Source organism: Pirellulimonas nuda (assembly GCF_007750855.1).
Taxonomy (GTDB): domain Bacteria; phylum Planctomycetota; class Planctomycetia; order Pirellulales; family Lacipirellulaceae; genus Pirellulimonas; species Pirellulimonas nuda.
Genome location: NZ_CP036291.1, coordinates 420,924 through 438,169 on the forward strand (window position 1 = coordinate 420,924; position 17,246 = coordinate 438,169).

Annotated in this window: 19 protein-coding genes; 6 read left to right on the forward strand and 13 right to left on the reverse strand. The window is 68.2% G+C overall.

Translation table 11 applies throughout. The annotated features are described in order from the left end of the window. Nucleotides 1-18: 18 nt before the first annotated feature. Both Pla175_RS01625 and Pla175_RS01630 read right to left on the reverse strand, forming a co-directional pair. A complete protein-coding gene (locus Pla175_RS01625; protein ID WP_145280687.1) occupies nt 19-1,830 on the reverse strand; it encodes a DUF1559 family PulG-like putative transporter in 1,812 nt (603 codons plus the stop codon). 90 nt (nt 1,831-1,920) lie between these two features. Then, a complete protein-coding gene (locus Pla175_RS01630; protein ID WP_145280689.1) occupies nt 1,921-2,601 on the reverse strand; it encodes a PEP-CTERM sorting domain-containing protein in 681 nt (226 codons plus the stop codon). Nucleotides 2,602-2,890: 289 nt separating this feature from the next. Between Pla175_RS01630 and hemP the strand changes: the two genes are divergently transcribed. Continuing rightward, complete coding sequence (gene hemP, locus Pla175_RS01635; protein ID WP_145280691.1) at nt 2,891-3,112, forward strand: hemin uptake protein HemP; 222 nt, start codon at nt 2,891-2,893, stop codon at nt 3,110-3,112. Between the two features lie 186 nt (nt 3,113-3,298). On the opposite strand, the gene Pla175_RS01640 is transcribed toward hemP, so the two are convergent. The 3 genes from Pla175_RS01640 to Pla175_RS01650 are packed head-to-tail and all read right to left on the reverse strand — an operon-like array spanning nt 3,299 to nt 5,214. After that, nucleotides 3,299-4,075, reverse strand: a complete 777-nt coding sequence (locus Pla175_RS01640; RefSeq protein WP_145280693.1) for an anti-sigma factor — start codon at nt 4,073-4,075, stop codon at nt 3,299-3,301. A gap of 1 nt (nt 4,076) precedes the next feature. Then, nucleotides 4,077-4,691, reverse strand: coding sequence for a sigma-70 family RNA polymerase sigma factor (locus tag Pla175_RS01645; RefSeq protein WP_145280695.1), 615 nt, complete (start codon nt 4,689-4,691; stop codon nt 4,077-4,079). After that, complete coding sequence (locus tag Pla175_RS01650; RefSeq protein WP_145280698.1) at nt 4,666-5,214, reverse strand: DUF4864 domain-containing protein; 549 nt, start codon at nt 5,212-5,214, stop codon at nt 4,666-4,668. The genes Pla175_RS01645 and Pla175_RS01650 overlap by 26 nt, the downstream gene beginning before the upstream one ends. A gap of 287 nt (nt 5,215-5,501) precedes the next feature. Between Pla175_RS01650 and Pla175_RS01655 the strand changes: the two genes are divergently transcribed. Continuing rightward, nucleotides 5,502-6,146 carry a CHRD domain-containing protein gene (locus tag Pla175_RS01655; RefSeq protein WP_145280700.1) on the forward strand — a complete coding sequence of 215 codons (645 nt, stop codon included), beginning with the start codon at nt 5,502-5,504 and terminating at the stop codon, nt 6,144-6,146. Nucleotides 6,147-6,263: 117 nt separating this feature from the next. On the opposite strand, the gene Pla175_RS01660 is transcribed toward Pla175_RS01655, so the two are convergent. The 4 genes from Pla175_RS01660 to Pla175_RS01675 all read right to left on the reverse strand — a co-directional run bounded on the left by Pla175_RS01660 (nt 6,264) and on the right by Pla175_RS01675 (nt 10,729). Further along, on the reverse strand, nt 6,264-7,976 hold the full coding sequence (locus tag Pla175_RS01660) for a sulfatase (protein WP_145280702.1): 1,713 nt from the start codon (nt 7,974-7,976) through the stop codon (nt 6,264-6,266). A gap of 71 nt (nt 7,977-8,047) precedes the next feature. Beyond that, nucleotides 8,048-8,419 carry a type II toxin-antitoxin system RelE/ParE family toxin gene (locus Pla175_RS01665; protein WP_145280704.1) on the reverse strand — a complete coding sequence of 124 codons (372 nt, stop codon included), beginning with the start codon at nt 8,417-8,419 and terminating at the stop codon, nt 8,048-8,050. After that, the gene (locus Pla175_RS01670; RefSeq protein WP_145280707.1) at nt 8,416-8,664 is read right to left on the reverse strand and encodes a hypothetical protein; all 249 of its coding nucleotides are present in this window, start codon (nt 8,662-8,664) and stop codon (nt 8,416-8,418) included. Before Pla175_RS01670 ends, Pla175_RS01665 begins: the two co-directional genes overlap by 4 nt. A gap of 220 nt (nt 8,665-8,884) precedes the next feature. Beyond that, on the reverse strand, nt 8,885-10,729 hold the full coding sequence (locus Pla175_RS01675) for a phosphoenolpyruvate carboxykinase (GTP) (RefSeq protein ID WP_145280709.1): 1,845 nt from the start codon (nt 10,727-10,729) through the stop codon (nt 8,885-8,887). Between the two features lie 223 nt (nt 10,730-10,952). Here Pla175_RS01675 and Pla175_RS01680 point away from each other — a divergent pair, with 223 nt between their 5' ends. The 3 genes from Pla175_RS01680 (at nt 10,953) to Pla175_RS01690 (ending at nt 13,499) form a co-directional block, all read left to right on the forward strand. Beyond that, entirely contained in the window at nt 10,953-12,647 is a 1,695-nt protein-coding gene (locus Pla175_RS01680; RefSeq protein ID WP_197527198.1) for a Na+/H+ antiporter NhaC family protein, read from the forward strand. A 127-nt stretch (nt 12,648-12,774) separates the two neighbouring features. Beyond that, on the forward strand, nt 12,775-12,996 hold the full coding sequence (locus tag Pla175_RS01685; RefSeq protein WP_145280714.1) for a hypothetical protein: 222 nt from the start codon (nt 12,775-12,777) through the stop codon (nt 12,994-12,996). A 2-nt stretch (nt 12,997-12,998) separates the two neighbouring features. Next, nucleotides 12,999-13,499 carry a type II toxin-antitoxin system VapC family toxin gene (locus Pla175_RS01690; protein ID WP_145280716.1) on the forward strand — a complete coding sequence of 167 codons (501 nt, stop codon included), beginning with the start codon at nt 12,999-13,001 and terminating at the stop codon, nt 13,497-13,499. Between the two features lie 115 nt (nt 13,500-13,614). Here Pla175_RS01690 and Pla175_RS01695 read toward each other — a convergent pair whose 3' ends face one another. The 4 genes from Pla175_RS01695 to Pla175_RS01710 all read right to left on the reverse strand — a co-directional run bounded on the left by Pla175_RS01695 (nt 13,615) and on the right by Pla175_RS01710 (nt 16,556). After that, nucleotides 13,615-14,070 carry a type II toxin-antitoxin system VapC family toxin gene (locus Pla175_RS01695; protein WP_145280717.1) on the reverse strand — a complete coding sequence of 152 codons (456 nt, stop codon included), beginning with the start codon at nt 14,068-14,070 and terminating at the stop codon, nt 13,615-13,617. Continuing rightward, nucleotides 14,070-14,318 carry a hypothetical protein gene (locus Pla175_RS01700; RefSeq protein ID WP_145280720.1) on the reverse strand — a complete coding sequence of 83 codons (249 nt, stop codon included), beginning with the start codon at nt 14,316-14,318 and terminating at the stop codon, nt 14,070-14,072. Before Pla175_RS01700 ends, Pla175_RS01695 begins: the two co-directional genes overlap by 1 nt. 69 nt (nt 14,319-14,387) lie before the next feature. Further along, nucleotides 14,388-15,503 (reverse strand): glycosyltransferase, encoded by a 1,116-nt coding sequence (locus Pla175_RS01705; protein ID WP_145280722.1) that lies wholly within the window; start codon nt 15,501-15,503, stop codon nt 14,388-14,390. A gap of 240 nt (nt 15,504-15,743) precedes the next feature. Continuing rightward, nucleotides 15,744-16,556 carry a hypothetical protein gene (locus Pla175_RS01710; RefSeq protein WP_145280724.1) on the reverse strand — a complete coding sequence of 271 codons (813 nt, stop codon included), beginning with the start codon at nt 16,554-16,556 and terminating at the stop codon, nt 15,744-15,746. Between the two features lie 161 nt (nt 16,557-16,717). Between Pla175_RS01710 and Pla175_RS01715 the strand changes: the two genes are divergently transcribed. Next, entirely contained in the window at nt 16,718-17,194 is a 477-nt protein-coding gene (locus Pla175_RS01715) for an SHOCT domain-containing protein (RefSeq protein ID WP_145280726.1), read from the forward strand. The last annotated feature ends 52 nt before the right edge of the window (nt 17,195-17,246 follow it).

The window sequence follows — 17,246 nt, forward strand, 5'->3', positions numbered from 1 at the left end:
TACATGGCTTTGTGCACGCTACAAGGCGAGCAGCTCGCCGCCGTCGCGGGTGGCCAGGGCGTCGAGCGCCGCATCGTCTGTTGAATCTTCTACGAACCGTACGCTGCCGTCTACGAACAACATCTCGACGCCCCCCGGGTGGTCGCCGCGGAAGGTTTCCCATTCTAGGAAGCCGGTGATCAGGCGGTCGCTGTTGAACGCCCCGGCGGTGCTGCCCCAGGTGACGCCGGGGTAGGCCATCGCCCAGCGGGTGCTGCCGCCGGCAGACAGGCTGCTGCCGGCGTAGGCCGTTGAGCCGAGCTTTTCTTCAAAGTTGCTCAGGCCGTAGTCGAGCTCCCCTACCAGGAAGGTGTGGCTGCTGCCGTCGGCCGCAGAGATACGGGCCACGGTGGTGCGGCCGCGCACCGGGTCGATGATGGCGCCGTTGTGGCAGCGGGGGTCGGGCCTCCCCGTGGCGATAGCGATGGGAAACCGCGAGTAGCCGCTGCCGGTGCTGACGGCGTAGCTCCCCGCGCCGGGGGGCAGCGAGCCGTCCAGCGTCTGCATGCTGGGGCAGAGGAACACCGGCAGGTGCGCTTGGGTGATGGCGGCGTTGGCGCCCTCGTCGGGGCCGATCGACGGGTCGTAGGCGCCAAACACCGCGGCCTCTTCCAGGAAGGGCAACAGCGGCACCAGGGCGCTGGTGGTGTAGGCGCCGTCTTCGGGCAGGGCCGGGGGCAAGCGGTGGCGGGCGTCGTCGTGCTGGTGCATCGCTAGGCCCACCTGCTTGAGGTTGTTCTGGCAGTGCGATCGCCGGGCCGCCTCGCGGGCCGCCTGCACGGCCGGCAGCAGCAGGGCCACCAGCACGCCGATAATCGCGATCACGATCAACAGCTCGACCAGCGTGAAGCCGCTGCGCTGCGCCTCGCCACGCGGCGGCGCCGGCTCGGGCCGGGTGATCCAGTTGCAGAAGAACATAAAGCCGATCGGCGTGAGCACCGCCGCCAGCAGCGCTAGGGCGCCCGGCTCCGGCACGGCTGCCGCTGCGAAGGCCCCGCTCGGGGGCTGAGTCCAGTGGTCGCGCCACCAGGTGTAGTCGCCGGCGTCGACGAGGCCGTCGCCGTTGCCGTCTGCGTCGGGGCCGGCCGTGCCGAACTGCTCACGCCACCGCGTCAGGTCTCCCGTGTCCACCACGCCGCTGCCGTCGTAGTCGCCGGGGAGCGGGACGCTGTGCGAGAAGATATCGAGCACCACTTGGTCGAGGCTCATCGAAGACTCGGCCGAGGCCAGCCGCAGCAGGAACGCCTCGGGGCCGAGGCCCGTTAGCTCCCAGCAGTAGAGCGTGGTGACCAGGTCGCCGCCAAAGCCCCCCAGCGCGGTGCGGCCGAGCTCCATCGTCTGGGCCGGCGCCAGGCTCTGGCCGCCGGAGCCGTAATCCAGCAGCACGCTCGATGGGTCAAGCTCGGTGCCGAGCGTCACCACCTGGGCGACCAGCGTAGCGTTTGCGCCAAAGCCGACCGCCGACAGGCCGACCTCGAAGTGCATGGGCGCCGAGAACGAGTAGAGGTTCTGCGAGCCCGAAACAAAGACGCCGCTGGGAGGGTCGGAGACTTCTTGCAGGTACGCGGAGTCGGCGTTCTGCTGGCCTGCGTCCGGCGCGTTGGGGCCGGCAGCGGAGGTGAACACGTCCCAGTGGGCGTAAGCAGAGCTCTCGTCGCCGCGCGCCCACCCGGCTGCCGGCCATTGGGCGTCGTTGGGGGTGAGCAATGCGGGTTGGGCGACGCACCATCCGGGGAGCAGCGCCCAAGCGAGCGCCATCGCAAACGACTTCTGGTCGTGTTTGGTCTTCATGGGGGATCCGGGGTCAAGCGGTTTGAAACGCCCGGGCTAGCGGCGGCTGGCTGGGAGGGAAGCAAAAGCACTAGGCATTGGGTCGACGCCTCAGCCAACGCGCCGGCGGCGTGTCAACCAACAGCCACAGCAGCCGGCGAGCGCCAACAGCGCGGCCGAGGCGGGCTCGGGAACCGCGGTGATCGACACGCGGTCCAGGTCGAACGTCACCACGCCGAGCGCTGCGGCGGTGGTTCCCGCCGGGATCGAGACCCCGAACTGGATGTTGCCGATGTCGGAGAACGTGCTGTAATCGCCGCTGCCGACGTACGGCGTCGACGGGCTAATGTCGAACGCGATCTGGGTCCACACCCCGGGCGGGACGAGCAACTCTTCGGTAGACGCCCCCGGCGAGTTGGCCGGCGCGGCGAACCGGCCGCTGAACGGCAGCGCCACCGAGGCATTGTGCCGGACCATCGCGGTTACCTGGTTGACCCCGGCGGCGATCCAGTCGCCGGCGAACGCGCCGCCGCTTGAGCCGAGGCCGGCCTGGCCACGGAACACGATCGGCCCGCCGAACGGGCTGGTAAACGTGGCGAGGTCGAAATCGTAGGAGGCGTACGCGTCGCCGGCGCCCGCCGGGCCCCCGCCGGCCACGTGGCCCAGCACGTTGGCCGAGGCGTTCTGCCGCCAGTTGGCGGCGTCGGCGTCGAAATCTTCTACAAACGGGAAGGTCTGCCCCACGGCCGGAACGGCCGCGGCGAGCAGCAAGAGACAATAAGCAGTACGCATCAGACGGTTCTCCACAACGGCGGCCCGTGGGGGCCGCACGCGATTCGGGGCGCCGCCCGAAGCGGGCTCGCCGACACGGCGAGGGCTTCCAGAGCGGCAAAAGCCAACCAAACGGACGTGCCGAGGCGCCCCGTGGGGGGCGATCGACGCGAAACCTTGGCTGGCGGAGGCGGGGGGGCAGTGGCTGGCGAAGGTATTGCGAATGAGTCGCAATAGCAGTAAGTTAGCGGCCACGACGCCGGCGTCAAGGGCCTTCTGACAACCCAGCCTGTCAAAACTCCGCTCCGATATGGATCACCAAGACAAGCCCGCCCCGGCCCAGACCACCGCGGCCCAGACCACGGCGGCCCAGACCACGGCGGCCCAGCCCCTCCCCTGCCAGGCCCCCCAAGAACGGGTGCTCCCCTCGCAAGAGATCTTCCAGGGAGAAAGGGTGGTCACCATCACCCACGCCGGCGAACGCTACCGGCTGCTTGTCACCAAGAACGACAAGCTGATCCTGCAGAAGTGAGGGGGCTCTCGCAGAGGAAGAGAAAAGCGAGAGGATCAAGCATCGGGGGAGCCGCCCCCTGGAGCCGGAAGCGTTAGCGCCCGGAGGTTCGGGCGTTTGCACAAGAAACCTCCGGGCGCTGACGCTTCCGGCTCCAGACGTTTCTTGTTTCTTCCTCTGCGTCTGTGCGCCTCTGCGAGAGAACCTTTACTCGGCCCCTGGCAGCGCCGCGCCGAGGTCTCCTTCGAGCACGACCGGTCCGGTTGGCTCTGGGCCGGCGGGGCCCGCGGGTTCGCGGGTGACGTACAGCGTGGCGCCGGGCTGGCGGTCGGCGTCCACCCGCACCGCCGCGACGTGCACCCCGGGGGCGTCGCGTCGCAGGTCGCCCAGCGCCTGCCAGCCCCCTGCTTCGTCTTTGAGCCACGCACGCAGCGTGGGGTTCGCGGCGTCGTCCTCCAGCCCGAAGGCGATCAAGTGGAGCTGCCCCGCCACGGGGTCCCACAAGAAGTTGCCGGCGGTGGCGTCGTCGCCGGGGCGGCCGTCTACCAGCACCCCCTGCGAGCAGCGGTTCAGCGCGGCGCCCCCCACCTCTTCGGTCCACTGCGCAACCGACGGCAACGCGACGGGCGCCCGAGCGGGGCCCGAGCGGCTGGCGACCCAGGCGCCCACGGCCGCGAACACCGCGGCCGCAGCGGCGTAGGGCGCCAGCGCGAGCCACCGGGAGGGCGCCTTCTTTGGTTCTCGCTGGGCCTTTGCGGCGCGGACGCGTAGCAGCAACCGCTCGCGGACCTCGGGGGGGGGCGTCATCGACACGTTTAACACATTCAAGCCCTCCGAGGCTTCGCGGAAAGAGGCCAGTTGCTGGGCGCAGCGCCCACAGCCGGTCGCCAGGTGGGCGTCAACTTCGGCTTGCTCGGGGGGGTCGAGCGCGCCGAGCGCCGCGAGCGCCAGCAGGTCGTCCAGGGATTTGCAGGGGTTGTTCACTTCAACACGTCCTAAACGCAGAAAGCGCCACGCGGAGCGATTCGAGCCCCTTACGGATATGACTCTTCGCGGTCCCCAGCGGGAGCTCGAGTTGTTCGGCCACCTCGCGGTGGGTAAGCCCGTCGAAGTAGGCCAGCGTCAACGCCCGGCGCTGCGCGTCGGAGAGCCCCTGGATGGCGCCCACTACCTCGCGGCGGCGTTCGTCGTCCATCAGCCGCTGGTCGGGGGAGTCGATACGGCAGCTATCCACCGGCTCCAGGCCCGCGGGGGCGCCGCCGGTCGGCAGCCGGGCGCGCCGGGTGGTCGATTTGCGGAGTTTGTCCAGCGCCCGGCTGCGGGCCACGGTAAGCAAGTAGGAGAGCAGCGTGCCGCGTTCGGGGGCGTACTTCGTGGGGTCGCGCCACACCTGCCAGAATACCTCGCTGAGCACCTCTTGTGCGTCGGCGGGGTTCTTGAGGATGCGCATAGCGATGCCGTAGACGTTGGGGGCGTACTCGTCGTAGAGCCTGCCAAAGGCCGCTTCGTCCCCCTCCGCCACGCGCGCAAGCAGCGCGACGTGCTCGGCGGCTTCAGCGGGACGTTGGTCCGCTTCAGATTGGGAGTTCGCTGGGGTCATCCGGTTCGCTGGAGGTGGTTCGGATCACGGCGTCGGTCATCCAGCACTCTTCGTAGGGCGCCTGCTGTTGTTTCGAGAGGTAGAAGCGGTAGGCCACGGTCTGCCGGCCCGGGTCGGCGACGGTCACCAGGGCGGTCGCCACCCGCTGGTGCACCACCGGCTGTCCAACGATGGCGGCGCGGTGGGTGACCAGCGGGCCGTAGGAAGACGAGCCGAACAGCCCGGCGAACCGCGCCAGCGGCCCGGTGTTTTGGCGGTTGGCTGGCGAGGCGAACGCGAAGCACTGCGCCACATGGAAACGCCCCTGCCGATCAGCGCGCAACGCGTCGACCTGCAGCCGCACCACGTCGGCCGGGCCGAGCGCGGGGCTCGGCTGGACCAGCACCTGGGCCGTTTCCGACATGGCCGAGGCCTCGCCGGCCGCTAGCACCCACCACGCGAAGCCCGCGTAGTACCCCACCACCACAGCGACCAGCATGCAGCAAAACGAGCGTAGCGCAGGTGTTGAAACGCCGGAGGACACGCGATTGCCTTGGGGTGCGAGAGGGGCGTCGCGGCGACGCTCTCTCTCGGCAGTACGATAGGAACCGGGGCGCTGGACGTCAAATTCTAGCCCACGCCGGCGTAACGCCGGACTGGACGCGGCCTGAGCCGGCTTTTTCAAGAATCTCGCATCCGCCCGCCTCCGCCGGGCGTAACGCTGGTGGCGGTCCGGTGGGCCGCCGACGATCACGGCTGCCGAATCGACGCCCACGGAATCACGGGTGCGGGGCGGCTGCCTTCGTGTGGCTTCCCAGGGGGATAGGTGGGATGAAGAAGTCATCGATCTGGCTGGCCGGGGCAGCCCTGGCGTGCTTAGCGGCTAGTCCCGCGTGTGTGCAGGGCGCTCAGACTCAGTTCAACTTCTTGGGCAACGGCGGTTTCGGGCTGCTGCCCGGGAACGAAGTAGGCGCCAATACGCCGATCGCGGCAGGTGCGGCCCCGTCGGTCGCCCTGGGAGGTGAGTCGGGCGCCGGGCTCCTGTACGACGACGTTACCAGCATGCTGGCGTTCGACTTCGCGTTCTCGGGGCTCTCTGGCGGGCTTGCCGACGCTGCCTCTGGGATCCACTTCCACATCGTCACCCCTGGGGGCGATCCGCTGAGCAAGACCGGCGGGATCGCCTTGAACTTGAACTCGGGAGCCGACGCCAACGTGATGCTCTCGACGCCGACGATCGCCATCGGCTCGTCGGCCGGCTCGGTCGCCGGCAGCGCGTTGCTGACGCCCGCTCAGACGGCCGACCTGTTCGCGGGCCGGATCTACCTGAACATCCACAGCGGCGGCTTCGGCGGGGGCGAGCTACGCGGCAACCTCGTGGCGGTCCCCGAGCCGGCGGGCCAGGCGCTGGCCTGGGTGGCGCTATGCGGAGTGCTCGCGCTGGCCATCGGGCGGCCCGCCGTCAAACAAAGCTAACCAACCACACAATCCTACGCCCGCCGACGACGGGTGGATTACGAACGTGGTTCGGCGCAGCGGTCGGGGAGTCTTGCTCCCCGGCCGCTGTTGCTTTTTGCTGGGACGCTCGCGGCGCTACTCGACGACGGCCCATGCGGGGCGGTCGTCTACTCGGAAGTAGCCGAGCGCCTCGCCCGAGGGGCTGCGCACCAGCCACACGACGCCGGGACGCGACTTCTGGCTCGTGCGTTTAGCCGGCGCGAGGGTGGTGGCTTCTTGGGACTCGGCCCCTGCGTTGGACTGCACGCGCTGGACGACGACGTCGCGCTCGGTTTGGTTCTCGATCGTGATCTCGAACGCGTTGCCGTCCGGCGCCGAGGCGGGGGGGGCTTCCCCCGGGGCCAACGGGTTCCACGGCAGCCTCGTGAGCGATTCGACGGGCGGCGGGGGTTTGGGCGCAAAGGCCTGGGGCGCCGCCGCGCGGAACGCGGCCAGCTCGCCGGCGAACTCCGGCAGCGGGGCGAGGTTCCGCCACTCGTAGCGGTCCTGTGCCGTGTCGTACAGTTCTTCGTCGCCGTTGGCGTAGTGGATGTAGCGCATCCGCTCGCCGCTCAGGCCGTAGCTGTGGGGCTGAGAGAGGAAGGTCACCGCGGGCTTGTCCCAATCGGCGTCGGGGTCGGCCAGCAGCGGCACGAGGCTCGGGCCGTCGTTGTCCGGCTTCGGCGGCAAGCCGGCCAGTTCTGTGAGCGTGGGGTAGAGGCTCAGCGTGCTGACCGGCCGCGTGCAGACGCCGCCGGCGGCGGTTCCCGCGGGGAGCGCCGGCGAGACCCCCTGGGGGACACGCACCATCAGCGGCACCCGCGTCACGGCCCGCCACGCGGTGTATTTTTGCCAGTGCTCTTTCTCGCCGAGCTGCCAGCCGTGGTCGCTCCACAAGACGACGATCGTGTTGTCCTTGTGCGGGCTCGCCTCGAGCGCGTCGAGCACCCGGCCGAGCATCGCGTCCGCGAACGCGATCGACGCCAGGTAGGCCTGCACCCCTTGGCGCCACTGGCCCTCTTTTCGGATGTGGTCGAAGTACCGGTTGCGGGCGGCCTTCTGCCCGGCGGGCGGCACGTCGTCCAGGTCGCCCTCTAAGTAGCCCGGCGGGAGCTGCACGTCCTCCAGCGGGAACGCCTCGAAGTACTTCTTCGGCACGAACCACGGCTCGTGCGGGCGGTAGATGCCGCACGCCAAGAAGAAGGGCCTGTCGTGCTGGGCCGCGAGCTGCTGGGCGACCCACCGGCTCACCAGCCAGTCGCCGCCGAACTGCTGGTCGGTCGCGTCGAGCGGCCCCCAGTCGGTCTCGACGTACTGCCACGGCCCGCCGCGCGGCAGGCTCAGGGGCCGCTCTTGTGGGTAGAGCGTCTGGGGGAGCGGGTCCTCCGACTCCTTCTTGGGGAAGTAGTCGTCCCAGCTCGCGGCGTCGATAAAGTAGTGCAATAGCTTGCCGCTGCCGCCCGCCCAGTAGCCATGCTGAGAGAAATACTTCGGCAGCAGCACCGCCTCGGGGAGCACGTGCCGCATCGGCTGGCCGTTCTCGTACAGCCCCGACACGTTTGGCGCCACGCCGGTCATGACCGCGGTGCGCGAGGGGTTGCAGGCCGGCGCCGCGCAGTGGGCGTTGGTGAACAACACGCCGCTCGCGGCCAAGCGATCGAAGTTCGGCGTCCGCGCCTGCGGGTGCCCTTCTAGGCAACCGATCCAGTCGTTGAGGTCGTCAACGGCGATGAACAAGATGTTGGGCGCGGCGGCGTGGGAGGGGGCCGCGAGGGCGAGCAACGCCAGGACGCAAGCAAGTGATTTCATTCCGAAAAGGATAACGCCTGGGCAACCGCTTGGGCGCCGGGGCGCCCCCGCCCCAGACGCGTGGCCCCTATTCACTCTCGGCCGCGCAGGTTTCGGTGCAGCGATTCCACCTTGCGAGCCAACAGGGGCGCTAGCTCTGCGAGCCGATTCGGGATGTCACGGCTTGCATGAATAACGGTCAGGACCACGACGGACGTGGGCTCGACATCGCAGATCAGCAGGTGTTTATTGACACGGTAGAATCGCATGTGGTCGGCAAGGCCCGGGAACGTTGCAAGGGACTCGGGTTGAACCGCGATCCGAACAAGCCCCGCTTCCAAGTCATCCAGGTAGCCTTGCGCGGTCCGCTCGCCCCACTCCTGCGTCGAGTAATCGAGGATTTCCCGGAGGTCGGCCAGCGCCCGTTGGGTAAGCCGAACTTCGGCGCTGAGTTGGGGGCTCAACGATCGGCCTTTTCGAGCAGGCTCCGCAGGTCGCCCTCGAACTCCACGGTGCGGCCTGCAATCGCGTCTTGGTAGCCCTCCAGAATCCCTTCCCGGGCGGCCGCCGCTTCGGCTTGCATCTTACGTTGGAGCAGCAGCTCGCCGACGAACTCGCTAGGGCTGGCGTAGCGTGCGCCTTCCCCGCAGTTCTGATCGACGAAGGCGCCCAGGTCGTCTGGAAGCAAGATGTGTAGGTTGCTTGCCATGCGTCACTCTCCTAGCTATCAGCCTAGCCAGGCGACTACCGCTGTCAACTTGACCTGAAATTCCTGAAGAGGCAGTTCAAGCAACCGTACGGAGCCGGAAGCGTCAGCGCGCGGGGGTCCGCGGAGGGCAAGCGACAGCCTCCGGGCGCTGACGCTTCCGGCTCCATGCGCTACCTCCTTCGCACTTATTGCGACACCTCTGCACCCCCGCGCGTAACCCCTAGTGCATGTCCCATCGCTCCGACCCCCGCCACATGCCGCTCAATAGCAGCTCGCGGATGAACGTCAGCTCTTTGGGCAGCCGGTCGTAGAGCTTGAAGAACAGCTCGTCGTGGCCGGCGATTTCTTGCATCCAGGTCTCGCGGTCGATGCTCATCAGCTCGTCGAACTGCGCCTCGGTGAAGTCGATGCCGCGCCAGTCGATGTCGTCGTAGCGGGGGACCCAGCCCAGCGGGCTCTCGATGCTGGCCGCCTTGCCGCTGCTGCGGCCGACGATCCACTTCAGCACCCGCATGTTTTCGCTGAACCCTGGCCAGGCGAACTCGCCGGCCGAGTTGCGGCGGAACCAGTTCACGTGGAATACCCGCGGCGGGTTGGAGAGCTTGCGCCCGAAGTTCAGCCAGTGGGCAAAGTAGTCGCCCATGTGGTAGCCGCAGAACGGGAGCATCGCGAACGGGTCGCGGCGTACGTCGCCGGTGGCGCCCAGCGCCGCGGCGGTCTTCTCCGAGCCCATCGTCGCGGCGCCGTACACGCCGAACGCCCAGTTGAAGCTCTGGTACACCAGCGGCGCCACGGTGCTGCGGCGGCCGCCGAAGATGAACGCGCTGACGGGCACCCCCTGGGGGTCTTCGTACGCCGGATCAACGCTGGGGCACTGCGCCAGCGGCGCGGTGAACCGGCTGTTGGGGTGGGCCGCCTTGCGGTCGCAGCCGGGGGTCCAGTCTTGTCCCGTCCAGTCGATGCAGTGCGCGGGGGGCTTGGGGGTCATCCCCTCCCACCACACGTCGCCTTCGTCTGTCAGCGCCACGTTGGTGAAGATGGTGTTCTTCTCCGCCGCGATCATCGCGTTGGGGTTCGTTTCCGTGTTGGTCCCCGGCGCCACGCCGAACAGCCCCGCCTCGGGGTTGATCGCGTAGATCTTGCCGTCGTCGCCCGGCTTGATCCAGGCGATGTCGTCCCCCACGGTGGTGACCTTCCACCCCTCGTCCAGGAACGGCTTGGGGGGGATGAGCATCGCGAAGTTGGTCTTGCCGCACGCGCTGGGGAACGCGGCGCACACGTATACCTTCGAGCCGTCGGGGCGCTCGACCCCCTGGATCAGCATGTGCTCGGCCAGCCACCCCTGCTCGCGGGCCAGGGCCGAGGCGATCCGCAGCGCGAAGCACTTCTTGCCCAGCAGCGCGTTGCCGCCGTAGCCGGAGCCGTAGCTCCAGATCGTCCGCTCTTCGGGGAAGTGGACGATGTACTTGTCTTTCGGGTCGGGGCTGCAGGGCCAGGCCACGTCTTCTTGCCCCTTCGCCAGCGGCATGCCGACCGAGTGCAGGCAGTGCACAAACTCGCCGTCGCCGAGTTGTTCGAGCACCTTGGTCCCCATGCGGGTCATGATCCGCATGTTCACCACCACGTACGGCGAGTCGGTCAGTTGCACGCCGATGTGCGAGATCGGCGACCCCAGCGGCCCCATGCAGAACGGGATGACGTACATCTTTCGCCCCTGCATGCAGCCGGCGAACCGCGGCGACAGGGTCGCCTTCATCTCGCGCGGGTGCATCCAGTGGTTGGTGGGCCCCGCGTCGCTCTTGGCCAACGAGCAGATGAACGTGCGGTCTTCCACCCGGGCGACGTCGCTGGGATGGCTGCGGGCCAGGAAGCTGTCGGGCCTGAGTTCTGGGTTCAGCCGGATGAACGTGCCGGCCTCAACCATCTCGTTGCACAGCGTGTCGTATTCCTGCTGCGAGCCGTCGCACCAGTGCACGGCGTCGGGCTTGCAGAGGGCGACCATCTCATCCACCCAGCGCTGCAGTTCTTCGTTGTCAATTTGAGTGGTCTCGATCTGGCTTTCCATGGCGCTCTGACGGAGTTTGAGTGACGACGATGCCTGTGGCTGCATTCTCCCCCATCGGCGCCGCGGCGCGAATCGTCCAAGCCGTTTCCCGGCCAATTTGACGCACCAGGAGCCAATCACTTCGGGGTCTTACAAGTCTTTGATGTCTTGTGTCGTGCAATTTCTCGCCTGGGCGGCTACGATCGGGCCTTCCCACCCTCCAAGAAAAACGCTCGCCACGCCTATGCCGCTCGCCCTTGCCCAACACCCCTACGGCTGGCTCAGCCTCGCGCCGCCGGTGGTGGCCGTGGTGCTGGCGATCGCCACGGGACGCGTCTACCTGTCGTTGCTGGCGGGCCTGCTGGCCGGCGCGCTGGTCACTACCGGCGGCGACCCCGTGCGGGCCGTGGCCGAGCTGTTCGAGGTCCACCTCTGGCACTCGCTGATCGATCACGAAAAGCTGCGGATGTTCGCCTTCATCCTGGCGATCGGCGCCACCATCGGCCTGTTGTACCGCAGCGGCGGCATGCAGGGCTTTGTCGACCTGGTCGCCCCGCTGGCCCGCACGCGCCGCAGCGGCCAGCTCACCGTCTGGGGCGCGGGGCTGTTGATCTTCTTCGACGACTACTCCAACACGCTGCTGCTGGGGGGCACCTTCCGCCCGGTGTGCGACCGGCTGCGGATCTCGCGCGCCAAGCTCGCCTACCTGGTCGACTCGACCGCCGCGCCGGTGGCGGGGCTGGCGCTCATCTCGACCTGGGTCGCCGTTGAGATCGACTACATCGCCGAAGGGATCGGCAACCTCAAGCCGGAGGTCTCGGCGGACGCCTCGGCGCTCGACCTGTTCCTCGGCTGCCTGCCGTACCGCTTCTACGTGATCCAGGCGCTCATCTTGGTGCCGATCATCGCGCTGCTGGGCCGCGAGTTCGGACCGATGCGCCGCGAAGAGCAAGCGGCGCTGGACGCCCCCGAGCCGCTCAGCGAAGCGGAGTCCACCATCGACGAGCCGGCCCCCCAGTCGTCGCACTGGATCTTCGCCGCGACGCCGCTGGCGATGATCCTGGCGGTGGTCGTCTACTTCTTGTGGACAACCGGCACGGCCGGGCTCGTCGGCGCCGACCTCACTAGCCCCAAGATGGCCGGCTGGGGCTACGTACGCGAGGTGCTGGGCAAGGCCAACGCCACGCTGTCGCTCTTCTACGGTTCGATCGCGGGGCTGGCGACCGCGGTGCTAATCTCGCTGGCGGGCCGCAAGCTCGGCCCGCGCGGCGTGGCGAGCGCAGCGCTGCGGGGCGCCCGCGGCGTGGCGGCGGCGCTGGTCATCTTGTGGCTCGCCACCGCCATGAGCCGGATGACCGGCAACCGCAGCGTGGTGGGCGAATCGGGCGACCCCTTTCAGTTCAGCGACTACCGCTTGTACACGGGCGACTACCTAGGCGAGCGCCTCACCGCGCTCAGCGCGTTGCCGGGCGCCGCCCAGCACGTCGCCCGTTTCTGGCCGACGATCGTGATGATCACCGCGTGCGTGGTGGCGTTCTGCACCGGCACCAGCTTCGGCACGATGGGGATCTTGATGCCGATGGTGCTGCCGCTGTCGCTCAGCACGCTGGAGGCCGCCGGCCTGCCGGCGGACCTGAGCAGCCCGCTGCTGCTGGGCGCCATCGGCGCGGTGATGGCCGGCGCGATCTTCGGCGACCACTGCTCGCCCATCAGCGACACCACCATCCTCTCATCGCAAAGCAGCGGCTGCGACCACATGCTGCACGTCGGCACCCAGCTCCCCTACGCGCTGCTGGTAGCCGGCGTGACGATCGTGCTGGGGACCATCCCGATCGGCTTCGGCGTGAACGTGTGGCTGCTGCTGGCGGTGCAGACCGCGGCGCTAGTAGCGGCGGTGCGGTTGTTGGGGGGGCGGATAGAATCTCAGAGCGGGGGATGATTGGCCGCCGAGCCTGCCAGCCTCGCGAACTCCCGGTCATGCGAACCCCCGCGATCCGTGAGCGATCGACGGACAATTCTGACCGAAGGTTATTGGGCGGCTACGCCTCGCGAGGTATGCTGACAAGATGAACATCGTCATCCAAGCCCATTTCGACGGCGTGCACTTGGTGCCCGATGAGCCGGTCGACCTGCCGGTTGGGGCGCAGCTACGGATCCGCGTCGAGACCACGCCGGACGCGTCCACGCCCGCCTCCCAAGAGCTGCTTTCGCCGGTGATCGTCGGGCTCGACCGCGATCTGGCCCTCGCTATCGGCGGCGAGCCGGAGTTGGAAGCCGAGAACCTCTAGCGATGCCCCTCGACGTTCCCGACGGCCAGCGCTGCATGCTCGACGCGAACATTCTGTACTACTGCTTCGTCGAGACCGCCGGCGTGAGTGACGAGTGTCGCGGCTTGTTGGGCCGCGTGCTCACGGGCGAAGTCGACGCGATCACCAGCAGCCGCGCCCTGGGCGATTGCGTCCACAAGACGATGCTTGCCGAGGTCAGCCAGCGGAACGGCCGATCCCGCGAACGATTGATCGGATGGCTCAAGCAGCATCCAGAGGCTCTGGCCGACCTACCGAAGAGCCGCGAGGTGTGCAGCCGATTGGTGCGGCTGCCACTGGAGGTGGCGAAATACGAAGCGGCGACGCTGCCGCAGGTCATCCGCATTGCCGAGAGGCATCAACTGCTGATGGGAGACGCAGAGATCGTCGCCCTCATGCAGCGACATGGGATCACGCACCTAGCGACCAACGATGACGACTTCGACCGCGTGCCTGGGATAACGGTTTGGAAGCCGCGTCCGTAGCGCACTAGATAATGGTCCTTGTAGAGGGTGCGATTGGAGTTGCGTCAGCACAGGCGCACTCGGCGGACTTTCGTCCGCCGCGCGCAAGGTCATGGCCTCACGGAAACTCAATCGTCTAGGCGGACCGCAAGTACATCTCCGGCGTCACCACGTTGACTCCCATCTGTTCGTAGCGGCGGAAGTCGCGGGCGTTGAGGGTAAGGATTTGTGGAATGTTCGCCGCGACCATGATCGCTGCGAGCCGGGCGTCGTGGACAGCGACCCCGCTGACGCCAAGCTCTTCGACCATCCGTTTCCAGGCCTGATAGGAGCTGGCGTCTTCCGAGACAACGTTGCAAGCGCGCTCGATGATAGCGAGCCGGCGCATCGCACGCTCGGTAGATAGTCCCTGGCCGTTGCGGTCGGTTGGCCGGGTCGTCACGTTCCAGAACTCTGCCGCGTTCTGAATGGTGATAACCAACGACTCCTGGCGATCGATCGCCTTGCGAAGCGATCGGCGGATCGGTCCGTATTCGGCGGAGGCGCGATCGAACGCCCTTAGCAGGACGCAGGTATCGACCAACATCGCCATCAAGGGCGTCCTTCGTAGATATCGCTCCGCGGGTAGCTCCCCGAATAGGGGGCTCCGTCACTCGCTTCCGACTCGATCAACGCGTCGAAGTCGGCGCCAGTCAGGCGCGGAAGACGCCCAGTTGGTTCGGAGTCGAGCCCGTTGTCGCAAGCCAAGTGGGATAGGTACGCGTCTAGCGTCATCCCCTTTGCCTCGGCCTGAGCGGTCAGGGCGGTCGCAATTCGGTCTTCGAGGTGAATGCTAACCATGTCTCTAGCTTACCATGCAACATCTTGCGCCGCACTCGACGTGCCATCGTCCGCCGCTCTGGGTAAGGTTCATCCCGCCCGCCGCCGCCGCGGCCAAGCGATCCGCGCCAGCAGCCCCGGCGCCCCCGCGGCGCGCAGCTCGGCCTCGCGCTGCTTGCGGCGCCAGCGGGCCGCGCCCAGCTCGACCATCTGCTGGGTCTCTTCCAGGTAGGCGGCCACGGCACGCCCCTCGGCGGCCGCATTGGGGGGCGCCGCGGCGTGTTCTGCGATCACCTGAGCGTACAGCCCGACCAGCGCGTCGATCACCGGCGTCATGCCGCACTCGCCGCGGACGCGGGCCGAGGCCTGGGCCGCCTCGGCCGGGTTGTAGCGCGCAAGCTGCGTGCGGACCCCCTCGGCGGTGAGCGGGGTTTGGATCGCCCGGCGGCCGAAGTTCTGGCCGCGGAGCGTGTCGAGCGCCTCGGGGGTGACCATCGGGCCCAGCCGGCCGAAGCCGCACAGCACCACCGCCGCGCCGACCGCCAGCGCCTCCATCGCGCTCTTGCCGCGGGCGAACACCACGTCGTAGCGGCCCAGCATCTGCTCGGGGTGGGCGACCGACCCCCCGGACGCGGCGCCGGCGAAGTCGAGCTCGATCCCTTCGGCCCGGCACGCCGTGCGGAACGGGTCGCGCCGGCCGGCCAGCCGGATCAGGTTGTTGAACACAAGCGCCCGCCGCGGCCGCGCCGGGAGCGGCGCCCGCGGCGTGAATCGGCCCAGGTCGACCCAGTTGGGGAGCAGCAGCGCGCGGTCTTCGGGCACGCCCCCCAGGCAGACGAGCCGGTCGTAGCACGTCTGGTCGACCGCCACGTGCCGCAGCACGCGGGGGTGGTCCAGCGGGCGGTCGTGCCACGCGTCCCAGTCGTGGCAGAAGTAGACGGCCGGCGTGTGGGGGAACGCGGCCAGCGCCGCCATGGTGGGGTGGCTGTGGTGGCCGTGGATGACGTCGGGCGTGGTGGTCATCTTCGCCAGCCGGTCGACCACCGGCACGGTCGAGCGCCGCAGCTCGTCCGCGGCCTGGCCGGGGTGGGGCGAGTAGACCGCCGGCAAGCAGTTGCGTTGCAGCAGCCCGCGCGCCAGGTCGCAGACGTAGCGGTCGGTGCCGCTGGGCTTGTCGAGGAACTGGTTGGTGATCAGCACCCGCATGGACGACCGCTCCGCTCCTGGAAACCGATCCTAAGACGACGATAGCCACGAAAAAGCACAAAGACGAAAAAGGGGAACTAACTAGATGTCAATGACCCACCAACGCAGGCAATGGCCTCGCGCGTTTGGTAGTTTGGGGTTTGGTCATTTCGGACCTCATTTTTTGTGCTTCTTGTGCCTTTTCGTGGCCATCCTTCTTTCATCCGAGCGATCCGTGATCAAAAACTTCGCGGCGTCGTGCTACGCCGCCCTGGCGAGCGTCGCCGTGCCCAGCGCCGGTGCGTACGAAGCGGCGCGCTGAAGAAACGGCGCCACGTGCTGCCGGTAGCGGACCACCCGGGTGTAAACGCCGTCGGCCACGCCCTGCTCGCCGTGCAGCTCGTACTCGGGCTTCTCGGTCGGGCGGTACACCGCTGCGGCGTCGCGGATGGGCCGCAGGCACTCCACGGCGAACGAACCCTGTCCGAACAAGTGCAGCGCCTCTTGTACTTCATTGGCCACCTCGCGGTAGCCGCGCGCCACGTCTAGCTTCCACTTCAACTGCTCGGCGTCCAGACGCATGAGCACGGTCCCGTCACGCCGGTCGGCGGGGCAGTAGCTGGGGTCGTTCTCCAGCGGGTAGTCGTACAGCGGCAGCGGCCGGCCGAGCCGCTCTCCGGCCGCCAGCGCCGCGGCGCGCGCCAGCGCGTTGAGCACGTCGTGTGTCAGGAAGGCGTCCTCGTGGGCGTCGACCACCACCACGTCGATCCGCGCGTCGACAAAGCCGTCGGCCAGGCGGTCGATGATCGTCAGCAACGCGTCGTGCCGGCCCGCGAGCAGGTCGAGGTAGACCGAGCGGTCGGTCAGGTCGCCGAACACGGCGCCCTGCTCGGCGCCCACCTGGCGCAGCAGCGCGGCGGTCCGCGCCAGCCGGGGCCGGCCAACGCGTCCGGCGCCGTCGGTCAGCACAAACGTCACCGGTTTGACCCGCGCCAGCCAGCCGAGCAGCCGCAGCTCGTGGGCCGGGTGCGCGATCACCAGCGCGGCGCGTACGCCGGGGGAATTGGGGTTCATCCGGGTCTCTTGCCTCGGCCTTGTGATGGTTGCGCTGGGGCTACTACCAAAATGCCGGCCGAATAAACAAGGGCAATAGCCGCACGTTGCCGCGGATTTCTGCAATAATGCCCGCGAAGCGGCGAACGACTGTTGCCCTGATACCCCGCAGGATCACGCCGATGCCCAACCGAGAGATCCCCGAGTCCCGCAAGGCGCTCTACCACGCCGGCCAGGTCGTTGCGGTCATCGGTCTGTTGACATTCCTTTCTACCTTCGTGATCGGCGCCTTTTACTTCGGCGACTTCTCTAACTTCCACTCGCTGGTCCGCAATCAGATGCTGCGGGCCATTGGCGGGATGGTGATGATCGTTGCTGGAGGGGCCATGATGAACGTCGCGGCGCGCGGCGTCGCCGGCTCGGGGCTCACGCTCGATCCCCAACGCGCCCGCGGCGAGGTCGAGCCGTGGACACGCATGGCCGGCGGCATGGCCAAGGACGCGCTCGACGAGGCGGGCCTCGACCTGCGGGCGCTCACCGCCGCGGCCGACATCCCGTTCGACGAGAAGCTCCGCCGGCTGCACGCGCTGTGGCAGGACGGCATCCTCAGGGAAGACGAGTACCTGCGCGAGAAGCAAGACCTGTTGGACAAGCACTAGTTGGTAGGATTCGACCATCGGCCCGGGCGCCGCGGAGCAAGCCACCACGCAC

Excerpts from the sequence above, each read along its gene's own strand:
- Pla175_RS01700 (WP_145280720.1), bottom strand. The coding sequence starts at position 14,318 with ATGGTTAGCATTCACCTCGAAGACCGAATTGCGACCGCCCTGACCGCT.
- Pla175_RS01675 (WP_145280709.1), bottom strand. The coding sequence starts at position 10,729 with ATGGAAAGCCAGATCGAGACCACTCAAATTGACAACGAAGAACTGCAG.
- Pla175_RS01705 (WP_145280722.1), bottom strand. The coding sequence starts at position 15,503 with ATGCGGGTGCTGATCACCAACCAGTTCCTCGACAAGCCCAGCGGCACC.
- Pla175_RS01715 (WP_145280726.1), top strand. The coding sequence starts at position 16,718 with ATGCCCAACCGAGAGATCCCCGAGTCCCGCAAGGCGCTCTACCACGCC.
- Pla175_RS01670 (WP_145280707.1), bottom strand. The coding sequence starts at position 8,664 with ATGGCAAGCAACCTACACATCTTGCTTCCAGACGACCTGGGCGCCTTC.
- Pla175_RS01655 (WP_145280700.1), top strand. The coding sequence starts at position 5,502 with ATGAAGAAGTCATCGATCTGGCTGGCCGGGGCAGCCCTGGCGTGCTTA.
- hemP (WP_145280691.1), top strand. The coding sequence starts at position 2,891 with ATGGATCACCAAGACAAGCCCGCCCCGGCCCAGACCACCGCGGCCCAG.
- Pla175_RS01685 (WP_145280714.1), top strand. The coding sequence starts at position 12,775 with ATGAACATCGTCATCCAAGCCCATTTCGACGGCGTGCACTTGGTGCCC.
- Pla175_RS01690 (WP_145280716.1), top strand. The coding sequence starts at position 12,999 with ATGCCCCTCGACGTTCCCGACGGCCAGCGCTGCATGCTCGACGCGAAC.
- Pla175_RS01660 (WP_145280702.1), bottom strand. The coding sequence starts at position 7,976 with ATGAAATCACTTGCTTGCGTCCTGGCGTTGCTCGCCCTCGCGGCCCCC.
- Pla175_RS01625 (WP_145280687.1), bottom strand. The coding sequence starts at position 1,830 with ATGAAGACCAAACACGACCAGAAGTCGTTTGCGATGGCGCTCGCTTGG.
- Pla175_RS01645 (WP_145280695.1), bottom strand. The coding sequence starts at position 4,691 with ATGACCCCAGCGAACTCCCAATCTGAAGCGGACCAACGTCCCGCTGAA.
- Pla175_RS01695 (WP_145280717.1), bottom strand. The coding sequence starts at position 14,070 with ATGGCGATGTTGGTCGATACCTGCGTCCTGCTAAGGGCGTTCGATCGC.
- Pla175_RS01680 (WP_197527198.1), top strand. The coding sequence starts at position 10,953 with ATGCCGCTCGCCCTTGCCCAACACCCCTACGGCTGGCTCAGCCTCGCG.
- Pla175_RS01630 (WP_145280689.1), bottom strand. The coding sequence starts at position 2,601 with ATGCGTACTGCTTATTGTCTCTTGCTGCTCGCCGCGGCCGTTCCGGCC.
- Pla175_RS01710 (WP_145280724.1), bottom strand. The coding sequence starts at position 16,556 with ATGAACCCCAATTCCCCCGGCGTACGCGCCGCGCTGGTGATCGCGCAC.